This is a genomic window from Pseudomonas sp. Tun-23181, assembly GCF_057415455.1.
Genome location: NZ_CM171630.1, coordinates 4,024,567 through 4,048,870 on the forward strand (window position 1 = coordinate 4,024,567; position 24,304 = coordinate 4,048,870).

General features: G+C 64.2%; 29 protein-coding genes. 11 read left to right on the forward strand and 18 right to left on the reverse strand.

Going from position 1 to position 24,304, the window contains the following annotated elements; translation table 11 throughout:
- Positions 1 to 20: 20 nt before the first annotated feature.
- Positions 21 to 419: a mercury resistance transcriptional regulator MerR gene (merR, locus tag ACDI39_RS19175; RefSeq protein WP_023083116.1), complete on the forward strand. Its 399-nt coding sequence runs from the start codon at positions 21 to 23 to the stop codon at positions 417 to 419.
- Between the two features lie 130 nt (positions 420 to 549).
- Here merR and ACDI39_RS19180 read toward each other — a convergent pair whose 3' ends face one another.
- The 5 genes from ACDI39_RS19180 to ACDI39_RS19200 all read right to left on the reverse strand — a co-directional run bounded on the left by ACDI39_RS19180 (position 550) and on the right by ACDI39_RS19200 (position 5,173).
- Positions 550 to 759 carry a hypothetical protein gene (locus ACDI39_RS19180; RefSeq protein ID WP_023083117.1) on the reverse strand — a complete coding sequence of 70 codons (210 nt, stop codon included), beginning with the start codon at positions 757 to 759 and terminating at the stop codon, positions 550 to 552.
- Positions 760 to 821: 62 nt separating this feature from the next.
- Positions 822 to 2,867: a ParB/RepB/Spo0J family partition protein gene (locus ACDI39_RS19185; protein WP_023083118.1), complete on the reverse strand. Its 2,046-nt coding sequence runs from the start codon at positions 2,865 to 2,867 to the stop codon at positions 822 to 824.
- An 80-nt stretch (positions 2,868 to 2,947) separates the two neighbouring features.
- Positions 2,948 to 3,775 (reverse strand): DUF932 domain-containing protein, encoded by an 828-nt coding sequence (locus ACDI39_RS19190; protein ID WP_023083119.1) that lies wholly within the window; start codon positions 3,773 to 3,775, stop codon positions 2,948 to 2,950.
- A gap of 703 nt (positions 3,776 to 4,478) precedes the next feature.
- Positions 4,479 to 4,757: a hypothetical protein gene (locus ACDI39_RS19195; protein ID WP_023083120.1), complete on the reverse strand. Its 279-nt coding sequence runs from the start codon at positions 4,755 to 4,757 to the stop codon at positions 4,479 to 4,481.
- A 65-nt stretch (positions 4,758 to 4,822) separates the two neighbouring features.
- Positions 4,823 to 5,173, reverse strand: a complete 351-nt coding sequence (locus tag ACDI39_RS19200) for a DUF2958 domain-containing protein (RefSeq protein WP_023083121.1) — start codon at positions 5,171 to 5,173, stop codon at positions 4,823 to 4,825.
- 369 nt (positions 5,174 to 5,542) lie between these two features.
- On the opposite strand from ACDI39_RS19200, the gene ACDI39_RS19205 reads away from it, so the two are divergent.
- From ACDI39_RS19205 to arsH, 8 genes are read left to right on the forward strand one after another with little or no spacing between them, the layout of a single operon-like run.
- Complete coding sequence (locus ACDI39_RS19205; protein ID WP_008643211.1) at positions 5,543 to 5,872, forward strand: ArsR/SmtB family transcription factor; 330 nt, start codon at positions 5,543 to 5,545, stop codon at positions 5,870 to 5,872.
- A 12-nt stretch (positions 5,873 to 5,884) separates the two neighbouring features.
- Positions 5,885 to 6,331, forward strand: a complete 447-nt coding sequence (locus ACDI39_RS19210; protein ID WP_023083122.1) for an ArsI/CadI family heavy metal resistance metalloenzyme — start codon at positions 5,885 to 5,887, stop codon at positions 6,329 to 6,331.
- 11 nt (positions 6,332 to 6,342) lie between these two features.
- Positions 6,343 to 6,840: an arsenate reductase ArsC gene (locus tag ACDI39_RS19215; RefSeq protein ID WP_008643209.1), complete on the forward strand. Its 498-nt coding sequence runs from the start codon at positions 6,343 to 6,345 to the stop codon at positions 6,838 to 6,840.
- 41 nt (positions 6,841 to 6,881) lie between these two features.
- On the forward strand, positions 6,882 to 7,241 hold the full coding sequence (arsD, locus tag ACDI39_RS19220; RefSeq protein WP_023083123.1) for an arsenite efflux transporter metallochaperone ArsD: 360 nt from the start codon (positions 6,882 to 6,884) through the stop codon (positions 7,239 to 7,241).
- A 13-nt stretch (positions 7,242 to 7,254) separates the two neighbouring features.
- Positions 7,255 to 9,021: an arsenical pump-driving ATPase gene (arsA, locus tag ACDI39_RS19225; protein WP_023083124.1), complete on the forward strand. Its 1,767-nt coding sequence runs from the start codon at positions 7,255 to 7,257 to the stop codon at positions 9,019 to 9,021.
- A complete protein-coding gene (gene arsB, locus ACDI39_RS19230) occupies positions 9,018 to 10,130 on the forward strand; it encodes an ACR3 family arsenite efflux transporter (protein WP_008643204.1) in 1,113 nt (370 codons plus the stop codon). The genes arsA and arsB overlap by 4 nt, the downstream gene beginning before the upstream one ends.
- A 14-nt stretch (positions 10,131 to 10,144) precedes the next feature.
- Positions 10,145 to 10,567: an arsenate reductase (glutaredoxin) gene (gene arsC / locus ACDI39_RS19235; protein WP_023083125.1), complete on the forward strand. Its 423-nt coding sequence runs from the start codon at positions 10,145 to 10,147 to the stop codon at positions 10,565 to 10,567.
- Positions 10,545 to 11,282, forward strand: a complete 738-nt coding sequence (arsH, locus tag ACDI39_RS19240; RefSeq protein WP_023083126.1) for an arsenical resistance protein ArsH — start codon at positions 10,545 to 10,547, stop codon at positions 11,280 to 11,282. Before arsC ends, arsH begins: the two co-directional genes overlap by 23 nt.
- 41 nt (positions 11,283 to 11,323) lie before the next feature.
- On the opposite strand, the gene radC is transcribed toward arsH, so the two are convergent.
- The 12 genes from radC to ACDI39_RS19300 form a co-directional block, all read right to left on the reverse strand.
- A complete protein-coding gene (gene radC / locus ACDI39_RS19245) occupies positions 11,324 to 11,833 on the reverse strand; it encodes a RadC family protein (protein ID WP_008643200.1) in 510 nt (169 codons plus the stop codon).
- 340 nt (positions 11,834 to 12,173) lie between these two features.
- Positions 12,174 to 13,238 (reverse strand): PDDEXK nuclease domain-containing protein, encoded by a 1,065-nt coding sequence (locus tag ACDI39_RS19250; RefSeq protein ID WP_023083127.1) that lies wholly within the window; start codon positions 13,236 to 13,238, stop codon positions 12,174 to 12,176.
- Positions 13,235 to 14,437, reverse strand: a complete 1,203-nt coding sequence (locus ACDI39_RS19255) for a tyrosine-type recombinase/integrase (protein WP_023083128.1) — start codon at positions 14,435 to 14,437, stop codon at positions 13,235 to 13,237. The genes ACDI39_RS19250 and ACDI39_RS19255 overlap by 4 nt, the downstream gene beginning before the upstream one ends.
- Positions 14,438 to 15,182: 745 nt before the next feature.
- The gene (locus ACDI39_RS19260) at positions 15,183 to 15,509 is read right to left on the reverse strand and encodes a DUF3392 domain-containing protein (protein WP_003257821.1); all 327 of its coding nucleotides are present in this window, start codon (positions 15,507 to 15,509) and stop codon (positions 15,183 to 15,185) included.
- Positions 15,510 to 15,518: 9 nt separating this feature from the next.
- The gene (gene hemW, locus ACDI39_RS19265; RefSeq protein WP_253090983.1) at positions 15,519 to 16,733 is read right to left on the reverse strand and encodes a radical SAM family heme chaperone HemW; all 1,215 of its coding nucleotides are present in this window, start codon (positions 16,731 to 16,733) and stop codon (positions 15,519 to 15,521) included.
- Positions 16,730 to 17,326 carry an RdgB/HAM1 family non-canonical purine NTP pyrophosphatase gene (rdgB, locus tag ACDI39_RS19270; RefSeq protein WP_225787554.1) on the reverse strand — a complete coding sequence of 199 codons (597 nt, stop codon included), beginning with the start codon at positions 17,324 to 17,326 and terminating at the stop codon, positions 16,730 to 16,732. Before rdgB ends, hemW begins: the two co-directional genes overlap by 4 nt.
- Entirely contained in the window at positions 17,323 to 17,757 is a 435-nt protein-coding gene (locus ACDI39_RS19275; protein ID WP_225787553.1) for a DUF4426 domain-containing protein, read from the reverse strand. The genes rdgB and ACDI39_RS19275 overlap by 4 nt, the downstream gene beginning before the upstream one ends.
- Positions 17,758 to 17,813: 56 nt before the next feature.
- Complete coding sequence (gene metW / locus ACDI39_RS19280) at positions 17,814 to 18,434, reverse strand: methionine biosynthesis protein MetW (RefSeq protein WP_225787552.1); 621 nt, start codon at positions 18,432 to 18,434, stop codon at positions 17,814 to 17,816.
- 7 nt (positions 18,435 to 18,441) lie between these two features.
- A complete protein-coding gene (metX, locus tag ACDI39_RS19285) occupies positions 18,442 to 19,581 on the reverse strand; it encodes a homoserine O-succinyltransferase MetX (protein ID WP_225787551.1) in 1,140 nt (379 codons plus the stop codon).
- Positions 19,582 to 19,671: 90 nt separating this feature from the next.
- Positions 19,672 to 20,262, reverse strand: coding sequence for a YggT family protein (locus ACDI39_RS19290; protein WP_225787550.1), 591 nt, complete (start codon positions 20,260 to 20,262; stop codon positions 19,672 to 19,674).
- A gap of 10 nt (positions 20,263 to 20,272) precedes the next feature.
- On the reverse strand, positions 20,273 to 21,091 hold the full coding sequence (gene proC / locus ACDI39_RS19295; protein WP_225787549.1) for a pyrroline-5-carboxylate reductase: 819 nt from the start codon (positions 21,089 to 21,091) through the stop codon (positions 20,273 to 20,275).
- A 38-nt stretch (positions 21,092 to 21,129) separates the two neighbouring features.
- Positions 21,130 to 21,816, reverse strand: coding sequence for a YggS family pyridoxal phosphate-dependent enzyme (locus ACDI39_RS19300; protein WP_225787548.1), 687 nt, complete (start codon positions 21,814 to 21,816; stop codon positions 21,130 to 21,132).
- Positions 21,817 to 21,881: 65 nt separating this feature from the next.
- Between ACDI39_RS19300 and ACDI39_RS19305 the strand changes: the two genes are divergently transcribed.
- Positions 21,882 to 22,880 (forward strand): type IV pilus twitching motility protein PilT, encoded by a 999-nt coding sequence (locus tag ACDI39_RS19305; RefSeq protein ID WP_253090984.1) that lies wholly within the window; start codon positions 21,882 to 21,884, stop codon positions 22,878 to 22,880.
- Positions 22,881 to 22,983: 103 nt separating this feature from the next.
- On the opposite strand, the gene ACDI39_RS19310 is transcribed toward ACDI39_RS19305, so the two are convergent.
- On the reverse strand, positions 22,984 to 23,625 hold the full coding sequence (locus ACDI39_RS19310) for a C40 family peptidase (RefSeq protein ID WP_225787546.1): 642 nt from the start codon (positions 23,623 to 23,625) through the stop codon (positions 22,984 to 22,986).
- Positions 23,626 to 23,794: 169 nt separating this feature from the next.
- Here ACDI39_RS19310 and ACDI39_RS19315 point away from each other — a divergent pair, with 169 nt between their 5' ends.
- Positions 23,795 to 24,214 (forward strand): NINE protein, encoded by a 420-nt coding sequence (locus ACDI39_RS19315; protein ID WP_225787545.1) that lies wholly within the window; start codon positions 23,795 to 23,797, stop codon positions 24,212 to 24,214.
- The last annotated feature ends 90 nt before the right edge of the window (positions 24,215 to 24,304 follow it).

Here is a 24,304-nt window from a genome sequence, read left to right on the forward strand (position 1 = left end):
ACGGAATCAAGGGAAATCTGATGACAGCCGATCTAACCATCAGCAGGCTGGCGGAAGCTGCCGGGGTGAACATCGAGACAATCCGCTACTACCAGCGGCGCGGCTTGCTGGACGAGCCACCCAAACCGCAGGGCGGTCATCGACGCTACGAACCGGGGCAGGTGAAGCGCGTACGGTTCATCAAGCGCGCGCAGGCGCTGGGCTTCACCTTGGACGAGGTGGGCGCCCTGCTGACTCTCGACGCGGCGTGCGCCTGTAGCGAGACGCGGGCGCTGGCGGTGCGCAAGCTGAGTCTGATCGAACAGAAGATGGCCGATCTCGCGGCCATGCGGCAGGCGCTGGCCAGCTTGGTGCAGCAGTGCGATGCCGGGGGTAGACATGCTTCCTGCCCGATCATCGACGTGCTGGAGTGTGATTGAGGCCCGTCTCCCAGGAATGAGGGCGGCGAAGTGCGTTGGGCTGTTGGCCTTCAACACCGGGCGCGGCCACTGCCGCGCCCGGATTTTTGAGTCCACCGGCCCCAGCAAAACGCTGGGGTCGGCGCTGGCGTCATCCCTTCGTCTCGATGAGCCACCACACGGCACGCGGCAAGACGCGGCCTGTGATGGGATGAATGTCGGTGAGGTCGGCGCAGGCCGTCCAGCCCAAGGGCGGACGGTAGCCGCGCACGTCGCCATCGCCGTGCCAGCGGCGGGCGCGTACCGTGCCGGGGGCGTAGATCGCCGCCATGCGCGGGCGGCTGATGGTGGTGCGGGTCATGGGGGTGTCTCCTTCCAGCGAAGCGCCCCGGTTGAGGCCGGGGCGCATGCCTTCGGCGCGGATCAAGCGGCCAGCGCCTCGGCGGGTTCATCCGCCATTGCCTCGGCGTCCTCCGGGGCGTCCTGCTCCGGGCCTGCCTCCTGCGGGCCTGCGGCCTTGAAGATGGCGGGCATCCAGCCGGTGCCATCGGCCAGCCGTTCGGCCTCGCTGGCAATGTCGGCCTTCTTCAACTTCGCCAGCCGGGTGACGTGCTGCGGCGCGTACTCGCCCACGGCATCCAGAATCACGGCCTTAGGAACGTGCTTGAAATAGCCTTCTGCGGTCGGCTGCCACCATGCGGCCATGTCTAGGCCCACGGCCTGCGCCAATTCCTCGCCGGGTTGCTGCACCGTGGCGCGGGGCGTCACCACGTCCACCGTGGAAGCCACGCATACGGCCAGCAGCCGCACCAGTTCGTCTTGCGGCTTCGCCAGCAGCGCGGCGAACAGTTCGGCGCTGTCCTCCGGCAAGGCTTCGCCCGCCACCTGTTGCAGTTCGCGCAGTGCCACGGCGGCGGGCGATTCCGGCCAGTCCGGGACCATGCCTTCCAGCCGGTCTTGCACTTTCAAGCTCACGCCCAGCGGCAGGTCGTGGCCGTAGTGGCTGCCCTGCAAGATGGTCTGCACCATGCCATGCACCACGGCAGCCAGCGCGGCTTGCGGGTGCCGGGCGACTTCGATTTGCAGCGCGGCGGTGCGGTGGGCGCTCAACCGCTGCGCCAGCCGGTCAGACATGGCGGCGATCTTGGGCTGTTCGTCGTCCTCGCCTTCGTCGTCGTTTCCGGCTTCGCCTTCGCCGCCGAAACCCTGCCGCAAGCGTTCCAGCGTGCGCAGCGCCTTGGCTTCGGCCTCACGCATCAGGCCGCGATGAATCACGGTTTCGCCGTTGCGGTCGATGGTGACGATAGCCCCGGCTGCGGCCTTCACGTTCGGACTGTAGTCCTGCAAGCCATCTTCAAGCGCCTGCAATTGCTCGCCCACGGCTTCGCCTTCCTCTTGCAGCGCGTCGGCCTTGTCCTCGTCCTCGGCGTCCAGCGCGGCATCCACGGCTTCGGCCAGTTCGTGCAGCTTGGCTTGCAGCTTCTCGATGCGTGCGGCTTCGCGCTTGTTCGGTTCGCGGCGCTCCTTCGGTGCGCGTTGGAAGGCGTGCAGGTCGGAATGGGTCATTCCCGGCGTGGCATCCACCCATGCCCAACCTTCGGCGCGAACATTGGCGGCAATGCCTGCCAGCCGGTCTTGCGCCAGCCGTTCCAGCAACGCGGCATCGGTCAGATACACGCCTGCGTCATCTTCGGCGAACAGGTCACGGCGGATGCCGCCGCCTGCGGCTTCGTAGCTGTCCAGCCCGACGAAGCGCACCAGCGGATGCCGGTAGGCGTCGATTTCCCGTTCGGTCAGGCGTTCGCGCAAGTGCGAGGGATGGCGCTGCCATTGCGGGGCATCGTAGAACGCGGCTTCCTGCGCGGCGTGATCGTCGGTGATGGCAAGGGCCATCAACTGGTCAAGGCTCACGGCATCGGCGCGATAGTCGGCCATCAATCGCGGTGACACGTTGGCGAGTTTCAAGCGGCGCTGCACCACCAGCGGCGTAACGCTGAAATCTGCTGCAATGTCCTCGATGGGCCGGCCTTCGGCCACCAGCGCGGCGAAGGCTTCAAACTGGTCTGCCGGGTGCATGGCCTCGCGCTGCACGTTTTCGGTGAGGCTGGCCGTGCGGGCGGTGCCATCGGCCACCAGCAGGCAAGGCACTTCCCATTCCTTGCTGATGCGATGCTTCTTTGCCAGCAGCTTCAAGGCGGCGAGGCGACGGCCACCGGCCACGACTTCGTAATGCTCGCCATCGGCGGATGCAATCACGATCAGGTTTTGCAGCAAGCCGACACGTTGGATGGATGCGGCCAGTTCGGGGATGGACATGCGCGGGGTCTTGCGCACGTTGCGGCCGGTGGGGCGCAGCACCAGCCGCGACAGCGGAACCAGAATCAGGTTCTTGGTCGGGTCGGCGGCTTCCAGCGGGATAGCTGCGGCGGTATTGACGGCGCGGGCTTCGGTTTGGGTGATGGCGTTCATGGTGATAACTCCTTGCGGTTAGGAAATGCAGCAGCGAAAGAAGCGGCAAGGGCTGCTGCCTGCCCCTGCCGCGTGGGGAATCAGGCTTTCAACTGGCGCAGGCCATCGGCCAGCAGCCACAGGGCGCGGTTCAGGCGCACATCGGAATCAATGCCCTGCACGGGGCGGGTACGTTGGCGGCGTCCGTTGGCGCTGCGGCCATGCAATCCGCCTTTGGTCAGGTTCTCCTGCGTGCGGTTGAACACGCTCCACAAGTCCGGGCGGCGGTCGTCGAACCGGCGCGGCATCAGGATTTGCGATTCGGTGATGGGTGCAGGCTTGTCGGGATCGTCGTACTTGAGCGACAGCGCAGCGCGGGCGAACACTTCGGCCTCGCCTTCGTCCAGCGTGATGCTGCGCATCAGGTCACGGGATTCCTTCACTCGCTCAAAGCCGCTCAACACCTCGAAAGCGCCTTCGATGACGTGCCCGGCCACGTCGCCTTTGTGGGGTACGCGCACATCCGCCACGGTGTCGCCGCACACAAGGCCATTGCTGCACACGAACCGGAACATCCCGGCCAGCATCTGATAGCTGCTGGTGCCGTCGTGCGAGTTCAGCAACACGATTTCATTAGCTTCCGCGCCGTTGATCTGGCTGGCGTGGCGCAGGCGAATCATGTGTTTGGTGTGCTCGCGGCGGCCTTCATCGCGCACGCGGGTCTGCGTCACCATGAAGGGTTGAAACCCCTCCTTGCGAAGCTCGGTCAGCACCGTGGCGGTGGGGATGTAGCTGTACCGCTCGGAACGGCTCTCGTGTGGGGCATCCGCGAAGATGGACGGGGCCACGCGGCGAATCTGGTCATCGGACAGCGGGTAGTCGCTGCGCAGCGACGGGGAACGGGAAGCGAAACGGGATGCGAGTTGCATGGTCTTTCTCCTGACGAAAAGGGTTTGCTGTTCAAACCGCACACCGGATTCCTAGATTCGGAGCCCAGCCTTTCGGCTGTTCGGTGCGGTTGGCACGAGGAACCCGGTTGGCCCTGTTGCCACCGTCTTTCCTGAGTTCATCGCCCGCGACGGTCAGGAGCGCGCGAACGGGTGCCGTCAAGGAGGCAAGCGCAGGGTTGGTGCGGCCCGCAGGCGAAGCCGAGGACACGGCCCTGCGCGCCTTGACGGCGCACGGGCGCGGGCTACAGTCGCGGACAAGGTGATGAAGTCAGGGGAGACGGCTGGACAAGGCAACGGCCTTCCCTGTGTGCCGAACCGCACGGCAAGCGAAGCGCGCAGGCCCGAAGCTGGAAGCCGGGCCGGAGGCGTCAGCCGAGCGGAGCGAGGGAACGATGGAAGCCCGTCAGGGGCGAAACCCCGCAGGGGGTTCGATGCGCAGCACGACAGCGCGACCGGCCATGTTTCTTGGCCGGGGACGCCCGGATTTCAAAGCTCGATGCACAAGCTCATTCGCCAAGCATCGGGAAGCAGAGCCAGTTGTGCCGGTGATTGCTGCGGTCTGGCCGATCCCGCGTAGCCGGTTCGGCGGTCTTTGAGGGGCGCCAAGCATCGCGCGGCGGGGATGGCCCGGAGGGCTTTCCCCTGGAGGCAAGCGCAGCGCCCCGTCAGGGGCGCGAAGGCATCACGCCGAGTCGTCAGGACACAGGCTGGATTCCGCAACCGGCATCCAAGGCGAAGTCGAGTTCAGGTAGTAGCGCCTGCCACGCGCATACAGCCCCGAAGGCTCGGTAGGCTGGTAGAACCCGGTGACGCGGCGCCGGAACTGCGCACCAAACTCGTTGGTGTAGATCACCGCGTCGCCGATCTTGAAGCGTAAGGGTTGTCCGTTCTCCGGCGCGAACGGCTTGAGCGCATCGTGTTGCGCCGTGATTTCGATGATGTAGTCGTGATGGCTGCTCATGGCATGGATCTCCTGCAAAGGTTGAGAAAGCACAAGGAGCGCCTTGCGGCGCTTCCAGGGCCGAGTCAGACAGCGATCCGCCCGGCCAGCCGCGCATCGCGTGCGTAGGCGCTCAACCGCTTCTCGGCTCGGAAAGACAGGTCGCGCTCGATCGGCAGGCCCAGCCCGCCGCGCACCGTCGCCAGTTCGCCCAAGCTGACCCAGCCGATTTCCGGCATCCCCAAGCCCAGGTCGCAAAGACCAAAGGCGTGGTCGTGGTCGTCGGGATCAATCTCGGTCAGCAGCCAGGTCGCGCCGCCATCCGGCGTGAACAGCTTGACCACGGGCGCCGGATCGAAGTCCGGGTTCTCCAGCGATTCGCGGCCGTTGGCCAGCAGCACGACGCGCTGCTCGTCAGTGATGAGTGCGTTGTTCATGGTGAACTCCTGAAGGGTTGCCGGGCGGAATTGCCCGACCCTTCCGGGGCACGGCGCAGCGCAAGCAGTCAGGGGTCAACGACGGCCGCCAGGACGCAAGCGCCATCGGCACGCAGCCCTTGACGGCGAGCACGCCGTGGCACGATGAAGGGAACAGCAAGACCGCCTCCCTTACACCTCCATATGCGTCGGTTTTAGGCGAGCAGAGCACCCAGGTCGGAGGCGCCAGGGGGCATAGCCGGATGGCCGTGATTCGACACGAAGCGCGGGACACAGCCCGCGAACCCGATGGCGGCACGCCGGGGCGCTACGAGGTTCTGTTTGCTGGTTTCTTGCACAATGATTCAATAAATGTTGTATTATCGAACCATGAACGAAGATCAAGCTGTTTCCGCCCTCGGTGCCCTGGCCCACACCCAACGCCTGCGCGTGTTCCGCGCCTTGGTCGTCGCAGGCCCCGAGGGGCTGACGCCCAGCGTCTTGGCCGACCAGCTCGACGTGGCCCGCAACTCTCTGTCCTTCCATCTGAAGGAGCTGGCTCACGCTGGCCTCGTCACCATCGAACAGCAAGGGCGCAACCTGATCTATCGCGCCGACTTCGCGCAGATGAATAGTCTGCTTGGCTACATGACCGAGCACTGCTGCCAGGGCGGCGTATGCGAAGTCACTGAATCTCCCTCCACCTGTGCCTCCTGCTGAAAGGAACTCTCCATGAAGCGCTTCCACGTCCACCTGCACGTCGATGACTTGAACCGCAGCATCGGCTTCTATTCCCAACTATTCGCGGCGCAGCCTGCGCGCGTCGAAGGCGACTACGCGAAGTGGATGCTCGAAGACCCGCCGGTCAACTTCGCCATCTCCACGCGCGGCAGCAAGCCGGGCATCGACCACCTGGGTATCCAGACCGACGACGCCGAGGAACTGGCCGCCCTGAAAATCCGTGCACAAGCCGCCGACATGGAGTTGCTCGACGAAGGCACGACCACCTGCTGCTACGCACGCAGCGAGAAGCATTGGGTCACCGATCCGCAGGGTATTGCCTGGGAGCACTTCCACACGTTAGGCAGCATCCCGGTCTTCCATGAAGCGGCCTCAGTCACGACACCGATCATCGCACCGGCTTGCTGCACAGCAAGCCCCCGTTCTTCCTGCTGTTGAGAAAGCACACCATGACCACAGAGGCCGCATACAACGCACTGTTCATCTGCACGGGCAATTCCGCACGCTCCATCCTCGCCGAAGGCATCCTCAACAAACTGGGCCAAGGGCGCTTTCGGGCGTACTCGGCAGGTAGCCAGCCCAAGGGCGAAGTGCATCCGCTGGCGCTCGCCACGCTGGAGCGGCTGCACATGCCAACGACTGGCTACCGCAGCAAAAGCTGGGATGAGTTCGTAGCGCCGGGGGCGCCGGTGTTCGACTTCATTTTTACCGTCTGCGACAACGCCGCCGGCGAGGCGTGCCCGTTTTGGCCGGGCAAGCCGGTATCGGCTCACTGGGGCGTGCCCGATCCGGCAGCCGTCGAAGGCAGCGAAGAACAACGACTCAAAGCGTTCAAGGATGCCGCGCTGATCTTGCGCCGCCGCATCGAGCTGTTTCTCTCGCTGCCACTGCAACGCCTGGACGCCATGTCGCTGCAACGCGAGTTGCGAAACATCGGCCAAGAGTGAAGAGCGTCATTTCATCAACAACCAATTTGAAAGGACACCCCATGCCAAACATCCAGATTTTCGACCCGGCGCTGTGTTGCAGCACCGGCGTATGTGGCGTTGAAGTGGATCAAAACTTGGTGAACTTCGCCGCCGATGTGGATTGGGCCAAGCAACACGGTGCTCAGGTCGAACGCTTCAACCTGGCACAGCAACCCCTCGCTTTCGCCGAAAACCCGACAGTGAAAGGCTTTTTACAACGCTCGGGCCAAGAGGCGCTGCCCCTGGTTCTGGTCGATGGTGAGGTGGCCTTGGCCGGTCGCTACCCCAGCCGAAGCGAATTGACCCGCTGGGCTGGCATCGAGGCGCCCGAAGCCTCGCCAGCCCAAAACGCCTGCTGCTCTGGCGGCCGCTGCTGCTGAACAAGGAGATCCCATGCACTTCCTGACCCAGCCGCCTCGCTTCCTGTTTTTCACCGGCAAAGGGGGCGTCGGCAAGACCTCCATCGCCTGCGCAACGGCCGTGCAACTGGCGACCCAGGGCAAGCGTGTGCTGCTCGTCAGTACCGACCCGGCTTCCAACGTGGGGCAGGTTTTCGGCGAACGCATCGGAAACCACATCACGACGATTGCCGCCGTGCCGAATCTATGGGCACTGGAAATCGACCCGCAGGCAGCCGCGCAAGCGTACCGTGACCGCATAGTCGGCCCAGTGCGAGGCGTGTTGCCCGATGCGGTAGTGGATGGCATCGAAGAATCCCTGTCGGGTGCCTGCACCACGGAAATCGCCGCCTTCGATGAGTTCACGGCCCTGCTGACCGATGCGGCGCTGACGCAGGATTACGCGCACATCATTTTCGACACAGCCCCTACCGGCCACACCATCCGCCTGCTGCAACTGCCGGGCGCATGGAGTGGCTTTCTGGAAGCAGGCAAAGGCGATGCGTCGTGCCTGGGGCCGCTGGCGGGCCTGGAAAAACAGCGCAGTCAGTACAAGGCTGCGGTAGAGGCGTTGGCTGATCCCTTGCGTACTCGCCTCGTGCTGGTTGCCCGTGCGCAGCGCCCCACGCTGCGCGAGGCGGCCCGCACCCATGAAGAACTGGCCGCTATCGGCCTGTCACAGCAACACCTGGTCATCAACGGCGTATTTCCTGCCAGCGAGGCCGAAACCGATACGCTTGCCGCTGCCATCTACGAAAAAGAGCAGGCTACGCTGGCCGCCATTCCGTCTGTCCTCCAGGCGTTGCCTCGGGATCAGATCGCGCTCAAGCCGTTCAACCTCGTGGGCCTCGACGCTCTGCGCCACCTGCTGGTCGATACCGACGCCACGTATGGCGCCGATGCCATCGAGCTGCCCGACCAGATCAATGCACCGGACTTGTCCGCCCTGGTCGATGAAGTCGCTGCCGATGGGCACGGTCTGGTCATGGTGATGGGCAAAGGCGGCGTGGGCAAGACCACGCTGGCCGCCGCCATTGCCGTGGAGCTGGCGGGCCGGGGCCTGCCCGTGCATCTCACTACCTCCGACCCGGCTGCACATCTGGCCGACACGCTGGAAGGTTCGCTTCCCAATCTGGCTCTCAGCCGCATTGACCCCCAGGAAGCCACGGCACGCTATCGCCAGCATGTGATGGACACCAAGGGCGTGCAGCTCGATGCCGAAGGCCGCGCCTTGCTGGAAGAAGACCTGCGCTCGCCCTGCACCGAGGAAATCGCGGTGTTCCAGGCATTCTCCCGTGCCATCCGTGAAGGGGGCAGAAAGTTCGTGGTGATGGACACCGCGCCCACGGGCCACACCTTGCTGCTGCTCGACGCCACCGGCGCATACCACCGCGACATCGCCCGGCAGATGGGTGAGACGGGCGTTCACTTCACGACGCCGATGATGCAGTTGCAAGACCCGAAGCAGACCAAGGTGCTCATTGTCACCCTGGCCGAAACCACGCCCGTGCTGGAAGCGGCCAACCTGCAAGACGACCTGCGCCGCGCGGGCATCGAGCCGTGGGCCTGGATCGTTAACAACAGCGTGGCGGCCGCACATCCGCATTCCCCGCTGCTGCGCCAGCGTGCACGCAACGAGTTGCGGGAAATCGACGCCGTGGCCACACAACATGCCCGACGCCATGCTGTCGTGCCGCTTCTGACCGAAGAGCCGGTGGGAGTGGAGCGTCTGCGGGCTTTGGCAAACAGGAAAACCTCATGAATCACGACAGCCCCCAAAGCGGGCATTCGATGCTGAACACGCCATCGCGCCTGTCCTTCCTGGATCGCTATCTCACCGTCTGGATTTTCGCCGCGATGGCGCTGGGTGTTGCATTGGGCACGTTCTTCGACGGCTTGCCCGATGCGCTCAATGCGCTCTCGATCGGCACGACCAACGTCCCGATCGCCATCGGCCTGATCCTGATGATGTACCCGCCGCTGGCCAAGGTGCGCTACGAGACGCTACACGAGGTCTTCGCCGACCGGCGCGTGCTGCTGCTGTCACTGGTGCAGAACTGGATCATCGGGCCGGTGCTGATGTTCGTGCTGGCGGTGATTTTCCTACGCGACCAGCCGGAATACATGACCGGCCTGATCCTGATTGGACTGGCACGCTGCATTGCTATGGTGCTTGTGTGGAACCAGTTGGCGCGTGGTGATAACCAGTACGTCGCGGGCCTGGTCGCCTTCAATTCGATCTTCCAGATCCTGTTCTTCTCGACCTATGCCTGGTTCTTCCTTTCGGTGCTGCCGCCTGTGTTCGGCCTGCAAGGCAGCGTCATCGACGTGGGCTTTTGGACGATCACCGAGGCGGTACTGATTTACCTGGGCATCCCGTTCCTGGCCGGCTACCTGACCCGGCGCTCGCTGATTCGACGCAAGGGCCAGGACTGGTACGAGCGTGCATTCCTGCCGCGGATCAGTCCCATCACGCTGGCGGCGCTACTGTTCACCATCGTGGCCATGTTTAGCCTCAAAGGTGCCGACGTGGTGCGCCTGCCGATGGACGCGCTAAAGATTGCCGTGCCGCTGACACTCTACTTCGTGATCCAGTTCCTCATCAGTTTCTTCATGGGCCGGCTGATCCAAGCCGACTACCCACGCACCACCGCCATCGCCTTCACTGCCGCAGGCAACAACTTCGAGTTGGCCATCGCCGTGGCTATCGCGTCGTTCGGCCTGGCTTCGCCTGTCGCCTTCACCACGGTGATCGGGCCGCTGGTGGAAGTGCCGGTGCTCATCCTGCTGGTGCATGTCGCCTTGCGGTTGGGCCGCCGGTGGCGGCTCAAGGGCGCCAGCATGTATTCCGCCAACCCCACGAATCCCTGAACCGAGGCAATGGCATGAGCCAGATCACCATCTATCACAACCCCGACTGCGGTACGTCGCGCAACGTGCTGGGCTTGATTCGCAACAGCGGCGAAGAGCCGACCATTATCGAATACTTGAAAACACCGCCCGACCGCGAGACGCTGAAAACGCTGATCGCCGCGATGGGCGTGCCAGTGCGTGCGGTGCTGCGCGAGAAAGGCACACCTTATGCGGAATTGGGCCTGGATGATTCCAAATGGAGCGACGAACATTTAATCGACTTCATGCTCCAGCACCCCATCCTCATCAACCGCCCCATCGTGGTCACGCCGTTGGGCACACTGCTGTGCAGACCTTCGGAAGCGGTGCTGGGCATCCTGCCCCAGCCGCAGCGCGGTGCATTCAGCAAGGAAGACGGCGAAGCCGTCGTGAATGCGGAAGGCCGCCGTGTCTGAATCCAGAATCGACCTACCCAATATCGACACCGCGCTGTTCCAGCAACCCGATGCCCAGCGGTTGATGGCACCCGAGCGTGCCACCCACGCGCCGCGCTTCCTGCTGCTTTACGGCTCGCTGCGCGAACGCTCGTTCAGCCGCCTGGCTGCCGAAGAAGCGGCACGCATCCTGAGCGCGCTCGGCGGTGAGACACGGATGTTCAACCCCTCGGGCCTGCCGCTGGTGGATGACGCGCCTCACGATCACCCAAAGGTCAGGGAACTGCACGAACTGGTGCAATGGGCCGAAAGCATGGTGTGGAGTTCGCCCGAGCGCCACGGTGCCATGACCGGCTTGATGAAGACCCAAATCGACTGGATTCCTCTGTCGGTCGGCGCGGTGCGCCCGACACAGGGCAAGACGTTGGCGGTGATGCAGGTGTCGGGTGGATCGCAGTCCTTCAACGCCGTTAACCAGATGCGCGTGTTGGGCCGCTGGATGCGGATGCTGACCGTCCCAAACCAGTCTTCGGTCGCCAAGGCATACCAGGAGTTCGATGAAGCGGGACGCATGAAGCCCTCGGCCTATTACGACCGCATCGTGGATGTGATGGAAGAGCTGATGAAGTTCACGCTGCTCACGCGCGACGTGGCGCCATATCTGGTAGATCGCTACAGCGAACGCAAGGAAAGCGCCGAAGCCCTGAGCCGGCGCGTCAATCAAGCAGCGATCTGAGAGCCGCCATCGCAGCAAAAAGGGGGCCGAAGCCCCCTCGGTCAAATCAGACCGCGTTCGGCGAAGGATATGGTGCTGCCACCCGCCACGATGATGTGATCCAGCGTGCGGACATCCACCAGCGCCAGCGCCTCCCTGAGCCGCTGGGTCAGTACCTTGTCGGCGCCGCTCGGTTCGGGGTTGCCGCTCGGATGGTTGTGCGAAACGATGACCGCTGCCGCATTGAGCCGCAGCGCCTCCTTGACCAGCTCGCGTGGATACACCGATGCACTGTCGATGGTGCCTCGGAAAAGCTCGCTGTATTCGATCAGGCGATGCTGCGTATCCAAGAACAGCACAGCGAAGACTTCATGCTCGAAACCAGCCAACTTGGCGCTCAGGTACTCCTTGACCGCCACCGGCGAACTGAACGACGCACCGCGCTGCATCTTGTACTCGATGGCCTGGCGTGCGGCCTCCAGAATTTGGTCGGCCGTCGCCAGCAGGTAGCGGCCCTGTGCATCGCGCACCATCAGCGAGGCATCGAACGAGGAAAAGGACAGTTGCGACATGATCGTGCTCCGGTTGCTCGGGCGGAATTGCCCGGAACCGTGGCCAGCACGGCGCAGCGCAAGCAGTCAGGGGTCGCAGACGGCCGCCAGGACGCAAGCGTGCATGGCACGCGCCGCCCTTGACGGCGAGAACGCCGTGATACGGTGAAGGGAACAGCAAGACCGCCCACACCCGCCCACTGCACACAGTCGGCTTTTGGGGCAAGCGGAGCACGCAGGCCCGAGAGGGCCGGAGGCGTCAGGGGTCAAAGCCGGATGGCCGCGATTCGGCACGAAGCGCGGGGCGCAGCCCGTGAACCCGACGGCGGCACGCCGGGACGCCCGACTGCTTGGGACAGGACTACTCGTTGTCGGTCTTGCGCTGCTCGATCTGCAACTGCGCCCGCTGCGTTGCCTGTTGCAGCCGCTCCACCAGCACGCCCCTCGGCGGCAAGGCGGTCAGATACTCGGCAACGTGGATGCCCGACTTGTCCAGCTCCAGCAATTCGATCTGCTCGCGCTTTTTGCCGGTGCAAAGGATGATTCCCAGCGGCGAGGCTTCCTCCGGCTCCCGTTCGTGCTTGTCCAGCCAGCGAAGGTATAGCTCCATCTGACCCTTGAAAGCCGCCTTGAACTCGCCGACCTTCAACTCCACTGCCACCAGCCGCCGCAGTTTGCGGTTGTAGAACAGCAAGTCAAGGTGGAAATCTTCGCCGTCAATTTGGATGCGCTTCTGCCGGGCAACGAAGCTGAAACCTGCGCCCAGCTCCAACAGGAAGGATTCCATTTCGCGGATGATCGCCGCCTCCAAGTCGCCTTCCTGCCATGTGTCCCGCAGTCCCAGGAAGTCGAGGATGTACGGGTCACGCATGACCAGGGCGGGCGACATGCGCTGCGCATCGCGCATCGTCGCCAGCTCCTGCGCGATCGTCTCGCCCGGCTTTTGGGACAGTACCGTGCGCTCGTACAGCATCGAGTCGATGCGCTCGCGCAGCGTCCGCACGCTCCAGCGTTCGGCGCTCGCCATCTGCGCGTAGTAGTCCCGCTGGAGTGGGTCTTTCAGCGGGATCAGGGCGATGAAGTGCGTCCAGCTCAATTCTCGTATCAGTGATACGAGAATCTTCTCGTCGGGGAAGGTGGCCGCGAACTGCACCATACGGCGCAGGTTCTGCTCGGCAAAGCTGCTGCCGTACTCCTTCACCAACTGCGCCGCCAGGGTAGGCAGGACTTCCTTGCCATAAGCGCCCCGGCGCCCGTCCAAGACCTGCGTGTGGATGCGCTGGCCGATGCGCCAGTAGAGCATCGTCAGCTCGCTATTCACCGTCGAGGCGGCGTGCTTACGCGCCGCCTCGATCAGTGCCCGAATGTCGCCCAGCAGCGCCGACGGCGCTACGGGCGATACCACAGATGACCGGCGCCTGGTCATGCTGTCGCCTCCGCAGGAGGCTGCTTGGCGCCGGTAATCGCCTTGCGCCGGTTCGCCACCAGTTCGGCCGCCTCGCGCACTGGATCGTCCTCGGTGTGGACATAGCGCATGAACATCACGACGGTCTTGTGCGCCGTCAGCGCCATGCCGACCTTGACCGGGATACCTGAATTGGCAATGTCGGTAGCAGAGCGATGGCGGATGCCATGCGTCCCCACGTGCGTCGCGCCCGCCGCCTTGAGCACGCGGCACCAGCCGCCGTAATATTCGCCTGTGGTCAGGTGCTGCGCCGGATGGCGTGGCGACGGCAGCACATAGGGATTGCCTTCCTGTCTCGGTGCCGTCGAAAGCAGCCGGTAGGCTTCCTCGCTCATGGGCTTGGACATGCCGCCGGTCTTGCTGTCAGGCCAGACGACGCGCCGATTCTCCAGATCGACCCATTCCCATTCGAGCGTGACGATTTCGGAGCGGCGGGCGGCGAACTCGAATTGCAGGCGAATCGCCAGAGGGATGACGTAGTTCTCAAGCCCTTCGACCTCGATCTTGTCGAGCTGCCGGAACAGCTTGCCCATGTCGTCGTCGCTGATGAGATGGGTGGACTTGCCGGCAGGGAACATCGGGACATGGCGGCAAGGATTGGTGCCGTCTGGCCGATAGCCCCACACCTCCGCCATGTTGAACATCTTGCGCAGGATGCTGAACGCCTTGTTCGCCTCGGTCTGCTTGTATGAAAGCTTCTCCATCAGCCCGGCAACGTCCGGCCGCTTCACGTCGTGAACCTTCTTGCGGCCCAGCAGCGGGATGATGCAGCGGTCGATGACGCCTTGATAGCCGACTCGGGTGCTGGGCTTGTTGCGCTTCTTGGAGTAGTCCTCCATGAACCTCTTGCACAACTCCTCAACAGTGGGTGCCTGGCGTGCCTCGGCCTTGTCCGCTGCCGGATCGCCGCCCCGGCGCACCTGGGCCAGCCATTCCTGCGCCAGCGAGCGGGCCTGTTCAACGGTCAGCTCGCCGAACAGGCCCAGGGCCGGCTTGCGTCGCTCGCCGGCGTTCGTTCGGTACTGGAGCATGAACACCTTGCGACCGACCGGCGTAATCTTGCACAGGAAGCCGGGAACAAGGGTGTCGCGCAGCTCGATGGCTTGCGCTTGGGGTTGTGCCGCATCTACTGCGGACTTGGTGAGCTTGATCTTAGCCATGATGACTCCTCGGAAAGACCCGATTCCCAGGAGCCTCGTAGGAGCCAGTAGAAGGGAAGCCGGGTCAAGTATCAGAAAGCACCGGCATATCTTGAACTCGCCTAAGTCATTGATAAACCTGCTGTATATGGCTGTGGCGTAGTCCAGCAAAGTGCGGTACTGGAGTCATCCTGAAATAAAAAAACCGCCTTTGAAAGGGCGGTTTTTTTTGCAATGACGGATTGAGAGGCCGTCAATGCGGATGCTTCACTGGAAATCAATCACAGCGTCGATGATAGAAAGCATCGAGTGGGGCGTCAATTGAGTTGACATATCCAGCAGTAGTTAATTGCCTTCAGGCAAAGCAGTTCCGCGTATTATCGCCCCTGCTCTCATGTGAGTGGATCCAATGAAAGGGCTGGGTAGGCGAAGGATTTTGCTGTCTAGCCCCTTCGACACGGCCTGAGAACCGTGCCGGTGATTTTCTTCGAAGGGCCATCAACCTGGCCACTTCACTGGAAATCAATCACATGGATTCCGAAAGCATCGACGTACCGGCTAGATGCTGGAAGATTGGCCCAGCCAACACGGAGGCCAAGGCATATGAAGCGTTTGCTTGATACGCTGAGCCGCGTGTGGAAGCTCATTCGGGTCCTGACTGTGCTCAAGACCGCGCGGGATTTCATGCGTGATCACTTCGACGATTCCCTCTAGGGGATAGTCGGCGTGGAGAGGCCGCCCTGGTATTCCAGGGCGGCTTTTAGGATCACCCCCGCCGATCGGCCACCACGCCGATCAACACCAGCACCACCAGCAGCACCGGCGCCAGGGCATAGTTGTTGAACTGGCTCAGCCCCTTCACCACCCAAGGCGTTGCATAGATCAGCGCCGCACCGCTGCCGATCATCACCAGCAGGGCCATGAATGGCACGCGCAAGGCGCCAGCCAGGCCGCCCAGGCGCTGTTCCACCCAGCCCTTGATATCGGTGCCGAACAGCACCAGCAGGCAGCCTACCAGGGCCAGGGAGATCTCCGAGAGGTTGCTGCGGCTCCAGCGAGAAACGGTCGCGAGCAGGTCAAGTACCAGGTCCATGGGTCATCCTCAGGTCAAGAAATACTGCAACAGGTCATTGAGGAACAGCTGGCCTCGCGGCGTTGCCGCCAGTCGATCCGGTTCGACCTGCAAAAGGCCCTTTCGTTCGGCCTCGCGGCGCGCCTCGGCGAGTTGCTCCAGCGGCAGGCCGGTGCGCAGGGTGAAAAGCTCGGCTTCCACGCCTTGGGTCAGGCGCAGGGCGTTCATCAGGAACTCGAAGGGCAGCTCGTCGGCTGGCAGCAGCTTCTCGCCGGCCTTGAACGGCTTGGCCGGGTTCAGGTAGTCCTTGGGCAGGCGAGTCTTCCAGGTGCGCAGGATGCGCCCATCCGGGAACGACAGCTTGCCATGGGCCCCCGCGCCGATGCCGATGAAGTCGCCGAAGCGCCAGTAGTTGAGGTTGTGCTGTGCGGCGCGGCCCGGCTGGGCATAGGCCGATACTTCGTACTGCTGGTAGCCCTGGGCGGCCATCAGGGCCTGGCCCGCCTCCTGGATATCCCAGAGGATGTCGTCTTCGGGCAGCTCCGGTGGCTGGCTCCAGAACACCGTGTTGGGCTCCAGGGTCAACTGGTACCACGACAGGTGGGTCGGCCCCAGGTCGATGGCCTGGCGCAAGTCGCCCAGGGCGTCGTCCAGCGACTGGTCGGGCAGGCCGTGCATCAGGTCCATGTTGAAGTTGTCGAAGCCCGCGGCGCGTGCCATGCCGGCGGCACGCACGGCCTCGTCACCGTTGTGGATGCGCCCGAGCTTTTCCAGTTTCGCCGGCTGGAAACTCTGCACGCCGATGGACAGCCGGTTGATCCCGGTCTGCCGGTATGCCTTGAACTTGTCCTGCTCGAACGTCCCGGGGTTGGCTTCCAGGGTGATCTCGATGTCAGGCGCGAACGGCGTGCGCTGCTCCACGCCGCGCAGCAGGCGACCCAGCGCATGTGCGCTGAACAGGCTCGGCGTGCCACCCCCGAAGAAGATCGAACGGATCGGGCGCCCCTGCACGGCGGGCAGTTCCTGGTCGAGGTCGGCGAGCAGGGCGTCGACGTAGGCTTCTTCCGGCAGGTCGGGGCCTGCCTGGTGAGAGTTGAAGTCGCAATAGGGACACTTGCGCACGCACCAGGGGATATGGATGTACAACGCCAATGGCGGGAGTTCCGGCAGTGCCAGGTGTGGCGCTGGCAGGCCGGAACCAGCCGCCCCGGGGTGGAGCAGCTGGATGGACGGCTTGTCGGTCATGCCAGGCCCAGGCGCTGACGCAGCAGGGCCATGGCGCGGGCGCGGTGGCTGAGCTGGTTCTTGTCGACGGGGGCCAGGTCGGCGCTGGAGCAATTGCGCTCCGGTACCCAGAACAACGGGTCGTAGCCGAAGCCGTGCTCGCCACTGGCTTCGAACAGGATGCGGCCATGCCACAGGCCTTCGCAGAGGATCGGCAGTGGATCCTCGGCATGGCGCACCAGGGCCAGGACACAGACGAACTGTGCCCCGCGCTGTTCGGCCGGCACGTCCTTCAGGGCCTCGAGCAGCTTGGCATTGTTCGCCGCGTCGCCCTTGCCATCGGCATAGCGCGCCGAATAGATGCCCGGCGCGCCGCCAAGGTGATCCACCGCCAGCCCCGAATCATCGGCCAGGGCCGGCAGGCCGGAGATGCGCGAGGCGTTGCGCGCCTTGAGGATGGCGTTCTCGACGAACGACAGGCCGGTCTCCTCCGGCTCCACCTGGCTGAACTCGCCGATCGAGCGCAGGTGCACGGAGGTACCGAGCATGGCCTGGAGTTCCTTGAGTTTGCCGGCGTTATGGCTGGCCAATACGAGTTGCTGGAAATTCATCATTCGCCTGGGAACACTTCCTGGTTGAAGCTGAGTTTGTGACTGACGCCGCCGGTTTCGACATTCACGTCGAAGGTCAGGGTTTCCGACTGGTCGATCTTGAACTGGGCGATGTAGTACACCGCGCCCTGGTCGGTGATCTGCTTGAACGACAGCGCGCTGCTGCGCCCCGTGAGGTCTCGCACCGTGCCGCTGACCACCGCCATGCCCGGCTTGCCGCCCTTGAGCACGGTGATGTTGAGCACGCCCTGGTTCTTGCTGCGGGTCAGGCCCGTGGCAGCGGCCACCTCGGGTTGCAGCATGCTCGAGGTGAAGGCGCTGTAGTGGACCGTCACGTCGCCGAAGACTTCCTTGCGCTCGGGCTTGGCGGCATCGGCAGCCAGGACCGGCAGCGCCAGGCACAGGCTGATCAGGAAAAGAGCTAGACGACGCATGGTGCGGTTCCTCCAGATTGATGGGGCAGCGCGAAGCCGGCCCCGCGATCGTGTGCTCAGACCGCGACCTGATGTTCCTGCAGGCCCGGGCTGCTGACCCGATAGATGCCGATCTCCCCTAGAAGATTAGGCCAAAGCCGGCCGGCCCACCCGTTGCGGTGCAGATGGTCGACCGCCAGCCGGTCGAGGACCTTGGCCTGGCGCTCGTGGCACAACTGCTCGAAGTCGGCGAAGGTGCAGAAGTGGATGTTCGGGGTGTTGTACCAGGTATACGGCATGAAGTCCGAGACCGGCATGCGGCCTTTGGTCGCCAGGTACCAGCGGCAGCGCCAGTGGCCGAAGTTGGGGAAGGTGATGATGCACTCGCGGCCCACCCGCAGCATCTCGTCGAGAATGCGGTCGGGGTACTCCACGGCTTGCAGGGCCTGGGTCATGACCACCACGTCGAAGCTGTTGCTGGCGAAGTTGCCCAGGCCCTTGTCCAGGTCCTGCTCGATCACGTTGACGCCCTTGGCCACGCAGGCGGCGATGTTGTCGGGGTCGATCTCCAGGCCATAGCCGGTGACGTGCTTGCGCTCGCGCAACGAGGCCAGCAGCTCGCCATTGCCGCAGCCAAGGTCCAGTACCCGGCTGCCGGCGGGGATCCAGTCGTGGATGATTTCCAGGTCGGCTCTCATGCTGTCCTCAGATGGCGATGCGGTTCATGTAGTTCGAGAAACCCTGCATGTAGCGAGGTGTGGGGATCAGGAAGGCATCGTGCCCGTAAGGTGCATCGATCTCCAGGTAGCAGACGTTCTTGCGCGCCGCCATCAGGGCGTCGACGATCTCCCGCGAGCGGGCCGGGGAGAAGCGCCAGTCGGTGGTGAACGACATGATGCAGTAGTCCGCCGTGACGTGGGCCAGGGTGGCGGCCAGGTCGCCGCCATGGGCTGCGGCCGGGTCGTAGTAGTCCAGGGCCTTGGTCATCAGCAGGTAGGTGTTGGCGTCGAAGCGGCCGGAGAACTCCTCGCCCTGGTAGCGCAGGTAGCTCTCGACCTGGAACTCGACGCTGTGAAAGTCGTAGTTGAGCTTGTCGCTCTTGAGCTCGCGGCCGAATTTCTCACCCATGGAGTCGTCGGACAGGTAGGTGATATGCCCGACCATGCGTGCCAGCATCAGGCCGCGCTTGGGGATCACGCCCTGGTCCTGGAACGAGCCGCCATGGAACTCCGGGTCGGTGAGGATGGCCTGGCGTGCCACTTCGTTGAAGGCGATGTTCTGCGCCGAGAGCTTGGGCGCCGAGGCGATGTCCACGCAATGGCGAACGCGGTCCGGGTAGCTGATGGTCCACTGCAGCGCCTGCATGCCGCCCAGGCTGCCACCGACCACCGCTGCCCATTGCCCGATGCCCAGGCGATCGGCCAGGCGCGCCTGGCTGTGTACCCAGTCTTCCACGGTCAGTACCGGGAAGTCGGCGCCGTAGGGTTTGCCGGTGGCCGGGTTGATGCTGCTGGGGCCAGTGCTGCCGTTGCAGCCGCCGAGGTTGTTCAGGCTGACCACGAAGAAGCGGTTGGTGTCGATCGGCTTGCCCGGGCCAATGCAGCTGTCCCACCAGCCCGGCTTGCGGTCGGTAGGCGCATGGTAGCCGGCGGCATGGTGATGGCCGGACAGCGCATGGCAGATCAGCACGGCGTTGCTGGCGGTGCTGTTGAGGGTGCCATAGGTTTCGTAGATCAGTTCGTAGGTGGCCAGGGAGCGGCCACAGGCCAGGGCCAGCGGTTCATCGAACCGGGCAATCTGCGGTGTTACCAGACCGACGGAATCTTCGGGAAGGACAGTGGACATCGACCCTGCTCACGCTTGACGGAGGCGTAAGTCTAAAGAGGGCCACCCCCAGCGGCAAGCGAAGGCTTGCCACCGGGGGCGTCGGTCGAATCAGATCATCCGCCACAGCTCCTGGGGCATGCCGGCGTAGGCTGCCAGAGGGGGCATGACGAACGACTGGATCACCTGGATGGCAATGAAGGCGAAGATCGGCGAGATGTCCATGCCGCCCAGGCTGGGGATGAGCCGGCGGAACGGCGCCAGTACCGGTTCGCTGATCTGGTAGGCCAGTTGCGCCGCCGGATTGTGGCTGTTGGGTGCGACCCAGGAGACGATCACCATGACGATCATCGCGACCCAGAAGATCTTCAGGAACAGCGAGGTGACGCCGATGATGGCCCACATCAGCAGGTGCAGCACGTCGCCGAAGGTGCCGTAGCTGACCATCAGCACGAACGCCATCAGCAGCGCCTGGATCACCACCGACAGCAGCAGGGACGAGGTGTCCAGGCCGCCGATGCTGGGAATGATGCGACGGATCGGCTTGAGCAGCGGCTGGGTGGCGCGTACCGCGAACTGGCTCAGGGGGTTGTAGAAGTCGGCCTTGACCATCTGCAGCACGAAGCGCAGCAGGACGATCACCAGGTACAGGCTGACCAGGGTTTGCACCACGAAGATCGCGGCGCCGGACAGTGCATTCATCGACAGCTCCTTATTTGCCCAATTGTTCGGCCAGCTCGGCGGAACGCTTCGCCGCGGCCTCCAGCGCCTGCTCGACGATGGCCTCGAAACCGTTGCCCTGGAACGACGTGATCGCCGCCTCGGTGGTGCCGGCCGGCGAGGTTACCCGGCGCCGCAGCTCGGCGGCGTCCACGTCGCTGGACACGGCCATGCGCGCGGCACCCAGGGCGGTCTGCAGGGTCAGTTGGGACGCGGTTTCGCGCGGCAGGCCGAGTTTTTCGCCGGCGGCGGTCATGGCCTCGATCAGCAGGAAGAAGTAGGCCGGGCCACTGCCGGATACGGCGGTGACGGCGTCCAGTTGCTGCTCCTGTTCCAGCCACAGGGCGGTGCCCACGGCGCGCAGCAGTTGCTCGGCCTGCTGGCGCTGCTCGGCCGATACCTCGCCGGTGGCGTACAGGCCGCTGACGCCCTGGCGCAGCAGCGCCGGCGTATTGGGCATGCAACGCACCACCGGGCGGGCGCCGAGCCAGGCTTGCAGGCTGGCGCAGGTGATACCGGCGGCGATGGAAACGATCAGCTGGCCCGCCTCGAGGTGCGGCTGCAGGGCCTGGCACACGGCTTTCATGACCTGCGGCTTGACCGCCAGGACGATCACGTCGGCGCCGGCGATGGCCTGGGCGTTGTCTTCGAAGGTTGCGATGCCGTGTTCGGCCTGGAGCCGTGCGCGGGTCTCGGCGCCTGGGTCGCTGGCGCGGATCTGCGCGGCGTCCAGGCCCTGGGCACGCAGACCGCCGATCAGGCTGGCGGCCATGTTGCCGGCGCCGATAAAGGCAATACGTGTCTTGCTCATGTCAGGTCCTTGAGGGAAAGAGTGAGTAAAGCATGGATTCAGGCGTGCCCGTAGTCGCGGGCACCGAACAGGGCGGTACCGATACGGACCCAGGTCGCTCCCTGGGCGATCGCGGCTTCCAGGTCGTGGCTCATGCCCATGGACAGGGTGTCGAGCTCCAGCCCGAGGCTGTCTTGCAAGTGGCGCAGGGTGGCGAAGGCGGCCTCTTGCGCGGCGCGTTCCTCGGTAGGCTCGGGGATCGCCATCAGCCCGCGCAGGCGCAGGCCGGGCAGGGTGGCGACGGCCTTGGCCAGGGCAGGCAACTCGTCCGGGGCGCAGCCGGACTTGCTGTCTTCGCCGCTGACATTCACCTGCAGGCAGATGTTCAGTGGCGCCAAGCCGGCGGGGCGCTGTTCGGACAGGCGTTGGGCGATCTTCAGGCGGTCCACGGAATGTACCCAGTCGAAATGCTCGGCGATTGCACGGGTCTTGTTCGACTGGATGGGGCCGATGAAGTGCCAGGTCAAGGGCAGGTCGCGCAAGGCTTCCTGTTTGGCCAGGGCTTCCTGGAGATAGTTCTCGCCCACGTCGACCACGCCGGCGGCATGGGCTTGGCGGATGGCGCTGGCCGGCTTGGTCTTGCTCACCGCCAGCAGCTGGATGCTGGCCGGGTCGCGTCCGGCGGCCTTGGCCGCGCTGGCGATGCGGGCGGCGAGGGCGGAAAGGTTGTCTGCTATGGTGGACATGGATCGGTGCCGACGGCTCAGTGGTCTGCGGCATTCTACCTGCTTGATGGCCTTTGGGGAGTCTCATGGACGTGACCGACCTGTTGGCCCGGGCCGTGGCTGCGGGGGCTTCCGACCTGCACCTGGCCGCGGGCGAAGTACCGATGCTGCGCCTGGATGGTGAATTACAACGCCTGGAGCTGCCACGCCTGGCGCCGCAAGCCCTCACCGAGGGCATGGCGCCCTTGCTCGAAGAGTCGCAGCGGCGCGAGTGGGCGGCTGGCGACGAACTGGACCTGGCGCTCACGCTGCCGGAGCTGGGGCGCTTTCGCCTGAACCTGTTCCGGCAGGGCAATGGGCCGGGGGCGAGCGTCCGCTTGCTGCCGGCCGGCATCCCGAGCGTCGATGCGCTGGGGCTGAATGAAGTATTTCAATCTGTTGCGCAGTTGCATGACGGGCTGGTGCTGATCGGTGGGCCGACCGGCAGTGGTAAGTCATGCACCGTGGCGGCCCTGGTCGACCAGCTCAATCGCCAGCGGGCGCTGCATATCATCACCCTGGAAGACCCCATCGAAGTCATCCACAGCGGGCAGCGCAGCCTGGTCAACCAGCGGGAGATCGGCCGACATTGCCGCAGCTTCGCCCACGGCCTGCGCAGCGCCCTGCGCCAGGACCCGGACGTGGTCGTGATCGGTGAGCTGCGTGACCTGGAGACTATCCGCCTGGCCCTGCGCGCGGCGGAAACCGGGCACCTGGTGTTGGCGACGGTGCATACCCGCTCGGCGGTGAACAGCATCGATCGGCTGGTGGAGGTGTTCGCTGCCGAGGAGAAGCCGCTGGTGAGGGCGATGCTGGCGGAGTCGCTGCGCATGGTGGTGGCGCAGGTGCTGGTCAAGCGTATTGGCGGTGGCCGGGTGGCGGCGCGGGAGGTGCTGGTGGCCACGCCGGCGGTGCGCAACCTGGTGCGCGAGGGGCGGGTGACGCAGCTGTATTCGATGATGCAGGCCGGGGCGGCGGCGGGGATGCGGACGATGGAGGCGGCGATGCAGGGGTTGAGGGACCAGGGCTTGGTTGGAGCGCTCTAGTGCCTATGCCGCGACAAGCCCGTGCAGCCTGCAAGTCACATCATTTTGGCTCGACTCTTTGGGGCGCGAAGCGGCCCCAAAGGACGCCGATGCCGGGGGCGGATCAGCGCTTGGCCAGGCTCAATACCTGGCTTTCCTGTTCCTTCGGCAGCACCCGCTTGGCGACCACGTAGTGCTTCTGCCAGTACGGCTTGTTCAGGTTGTCGATGCTTACCCGCTTGCCGCGCCGGGGCGCATGGATGAAGCGGTCGTTGCCCAGGTAGATGGCGACGTGATTGACCCGGCGGCTCTTGATGTTGAAGAAGATCAGGTCACCCGGCTTGAGGTCACTGCGGGCTACCTTGATACCATGCCCGTGGGCCATGGCATTGGAAGTGCGCGGCAGGTCGACGTCGGCCACGTCGTTGAAGGCATACTTGACCAGCCCGCTGCAATCGAAGCCCTTGCTCGGGCTGCTGCCGCCCCAGCGATAGGGCGTACCGAGGACATTCACGGCGCGGCTGAGCACGTCGCTGCTCTGCTTGGCCGACATCGCGGCGATCGGCAGGTTGCCGGGGGCCTTGGCGGCATTGCTCGGGCGGGCACGCAGGGTGCTGTGCTTGACCGGCGCGCGTTTCACCGTGCTGCTGGCATTGGTGGTATAGCCGGTGAACCCGTTGGGAAGGCGTTGCTCACGGTTGGTGGCGTGGGCGGCCAATGGCAATAAAAGGCAGAGGGTCAGCCATGTCTTGAAGAAAGGCGGCATAGTTGAAGCTCTTTTGTATTATCTAGGTATGTGTTGGCGCGCAACTTTATAACAGCTTTTTGATCAAATTCTGATCCGTTGGTCGATGCGCCGCTGCCATACGTCGGCTTCTCGCGAAAAAGTCACATTTTTCCTTAGAAAATTTTCCGCTAACCCCTGGGAGCTATGAATGAACAGTTATCAACAGGGCGTGCCGTTCCACGACACCCACAGCAAGGTCCTCGGCTATCTGCTATGGATCTTCGGCTTCACCGGCTCGCACCGCTTCTACTACGGCAAGCCGATCACCGGGACGATCTGGTTCTTCACCTTGGGCCTGCTCGGCATCGGTTGGCTGATCGACCTGTTCCTGATCCCGTCGATGGACCGTGAGGCCGACATGCGCTTCCAGTCCGGGCGGGTGGACTACAACCTGGCCTGGATCCTCCTGACCTTCCTTGGCATATTCGGTGCGCATCGCCTGTACCAGGGCAAATGGATCAGTGCCCTGATCTACCTGTTCACAGGCGGTCTGTTCCTGCTGGGCGTGCTGTACGACTTCTGGACCCTCAACAGCCAGATCTCCCAAGTCAACGCCGAACGCCGCTAGGAAAGCCGCAGGTTGCCATGGCCGTGCTCGGCTCATATGAGCGCCGCCTGCTTTTGCTTGCCGCTTGCAGTTAAAAAAGGCCTTGTAGCT

Bases quoted from the DNA above. Each gene is read 5' to 3' on its own strand.
- arsH (WP_023083126.1), top strand. From the start codon at position 10,545: ATGCGGAAGGCCGCCGTGTCTGAATCCAGAATCGACCTACCCAATATC.
- ACDI39_RS19305 (WP_253090984.1), top strand. From the start codon at position 21,882: ATGGACGTGACCGACCTGTTGGCCCGGGCCGTGGCTGCGGGGGCTTCC.
- arsA (WP_023083124.1), top strand. From the start codon at position 7,255: ATGCACTTCCTGACCCAGCCGCCTCGCTTCCTGTTTTTCACCGGCAAA.
- ACDI39_RS19300 (WP_225787548.1), bottom strand. From the start codon at position 21,816: ATGTCCACCATAGCAGACAACCTTTCCGCCCTCGCCGCCCGCATCGCC.
- arsB (WP_008643204.1), top strand. From the start codon at position 9,018: ATGAATCACGACAGCCCCCAAAGCGGGCATTCGATGCTGAACACGCCA.
- ACDI39_RS19215 (WP_008643209.1), top strand. From the start codon at position 6,343: ATGACCACAGAGGCCGCATACAACGCACTGTTCATCTGCACGGGCAAT.
- ACDI39_RS19260 (WP_003257821.1), bottom strand. From the start codon at position 15,509: ATGGACCTGGTACTTGACCTGCTCGCGACCGTTTCTCGCTGGAGCCGC.
- ACDI39_RS19200 (WP_023083121.1), bottom strand. From the start codon at position 5,173: ATGAACAACGCACTCATCACTGACGAGCAGCGCGTCGTGCTGCTGGCC.
- arsD (WP_023083123.1), top strand. From the start codon at position 6,882: ATGCCAAACATCCAGATTTTCGACCCGGCGCTGTGTTGCAGCACCGGC.
- ACDI39_RS19210 (WP_023083122.1), top strand. From the start codon at position 5,885: ATGAAGCGCTTCCACGTCCACCTGCACGTCGATGACTTGAACCGCAGC.
- arsC (WP_023083125.1), top strand. From the start codon at position 10,145: ATGAGCCAGATCACCATCTATCACAACCCCGACTGCGGTACGTCGCGC.
- ACDI39_RS19195 (WP_023083120.1), bottom strand. From the start codon at position 4,757: ATGAGCAGCCATCACGACTACATCATCGAAATCACGGCGCAACACGAT.
- proC (WP_225787549.1), bottom strand. From the start codon at position 21,091: ATGAGCAAGACACGTATTGCCTTTATCGGCGCCGGCAACATGGCCGCC.
- ACDI39_RS19255 (WP_023083128.1), bottom strand. From the start codon at position 14,437: ATGGCTAAGATCAAGCTCACCAAGTCCGCAGTAGATGCGGCACAACCC.
- ACDI39_RS19250 (WP_023083127.1), bottom strand. From the start codon at position 13,238: ATGACCAGGCGCCGGTCATCTGTGGTATCGCCCGTAGCGCCGTCGGCG.
- ACDI39_RS19185 (WP_023083118.1), bottom strand. From the start codon at position 2,867: ATGAACGCCATCACCCAAACCGAAGCCCGCGCCGTCAATACCGCCGCA.
- ACDI39_RS19190 (WP_023083119.1), bottom strand. From the start codon at position 3,775: ATGCAACTCGCATCCCGTTTCGCTTCCCGTTCCCCGTCGCTGCGCAGC.
- ACDI39_RS19310 (WP_225787546.1), bottom strand. From the start codon at position 23,625: ATGCCGCCTTTCTTCAAGACATGGCTGACCCTCTGCCTTTTATTGCCA.
- ACDI39_RS19275 (WP_225787553.1), bottom strand. From the start codon at position 17,757: ATGCGTCGTCTAGCTCTTTTCCTGATCAGCCTGTGCCTGGCGCTGCCG.
- ACDI39_RS19290 (WP_225787550.1), bottom strand. From the start codon at position 20,262: ATGAATGCACTGTCCGGCGCCGCGATCTTCGTGGTGCAAACCCTGGTC.
- metX (WP_225787551.1), bottom strand. From the start codon at position 19,581: ATGTCCACTGTCCTTCCCGAAGATTCCGTCGGTCTGGTAACACCGCAG.
- hemW (WP_253090983.1), bottom strand. From the start codon at position 16,733: ATGACCGACAAGCCGTCCATCCAGCTGCTCCACCCCGGGGCGGCTGGT.
- radC (WP_008643200.1), bottom strand. From the start codon at position 11,833: ATGTCGCAACTGTCCTTTTCCTCGTTCGATGCCTCGCTGATGGTGCGC.
- ACDI39_RS19205 (WP_008643211.1), top strand. From the start codon at position 5,543: ATGAACGAAGATCAAGCTGTTTCCGCCCTCGGTGCCCTGGCCCACACC.
- metW (WP_225787552.1), bottom strand. From the start codon at position 18,434: ATGAGAGCCGACCTGGAAATCATCCACGACTGGATCCCCGCCGGCAGC.
- ACDI39_RS19180 (WP_023083117.1), bottom strand. From the start codon at position 759: ATGACCCGCACCACCATCAGCCGCCCGCGCATGGCGGCGATCTACGCC.
- ACDI39_RS19315 (WP_225787545.1), top strand. From the start codon at position 23,795: ATGAACAGTTATCAACAGGGCGTGCCGTTCCACGACACCCACAGCAAG.
- rdgB (WP_225787554.1), bottom strand. From the start codon at position 17,326: ATGATGAATTTCCAGCAACTCGTATTGGCCAGCCATAACGCCGGCAAA.
- merR (WP_023083116.1), top strand. From the start codon at position 21: ATGACAGCCGATCTAACCATCAGCAGGCTGGCGGAAGCTGCCGGGGTG.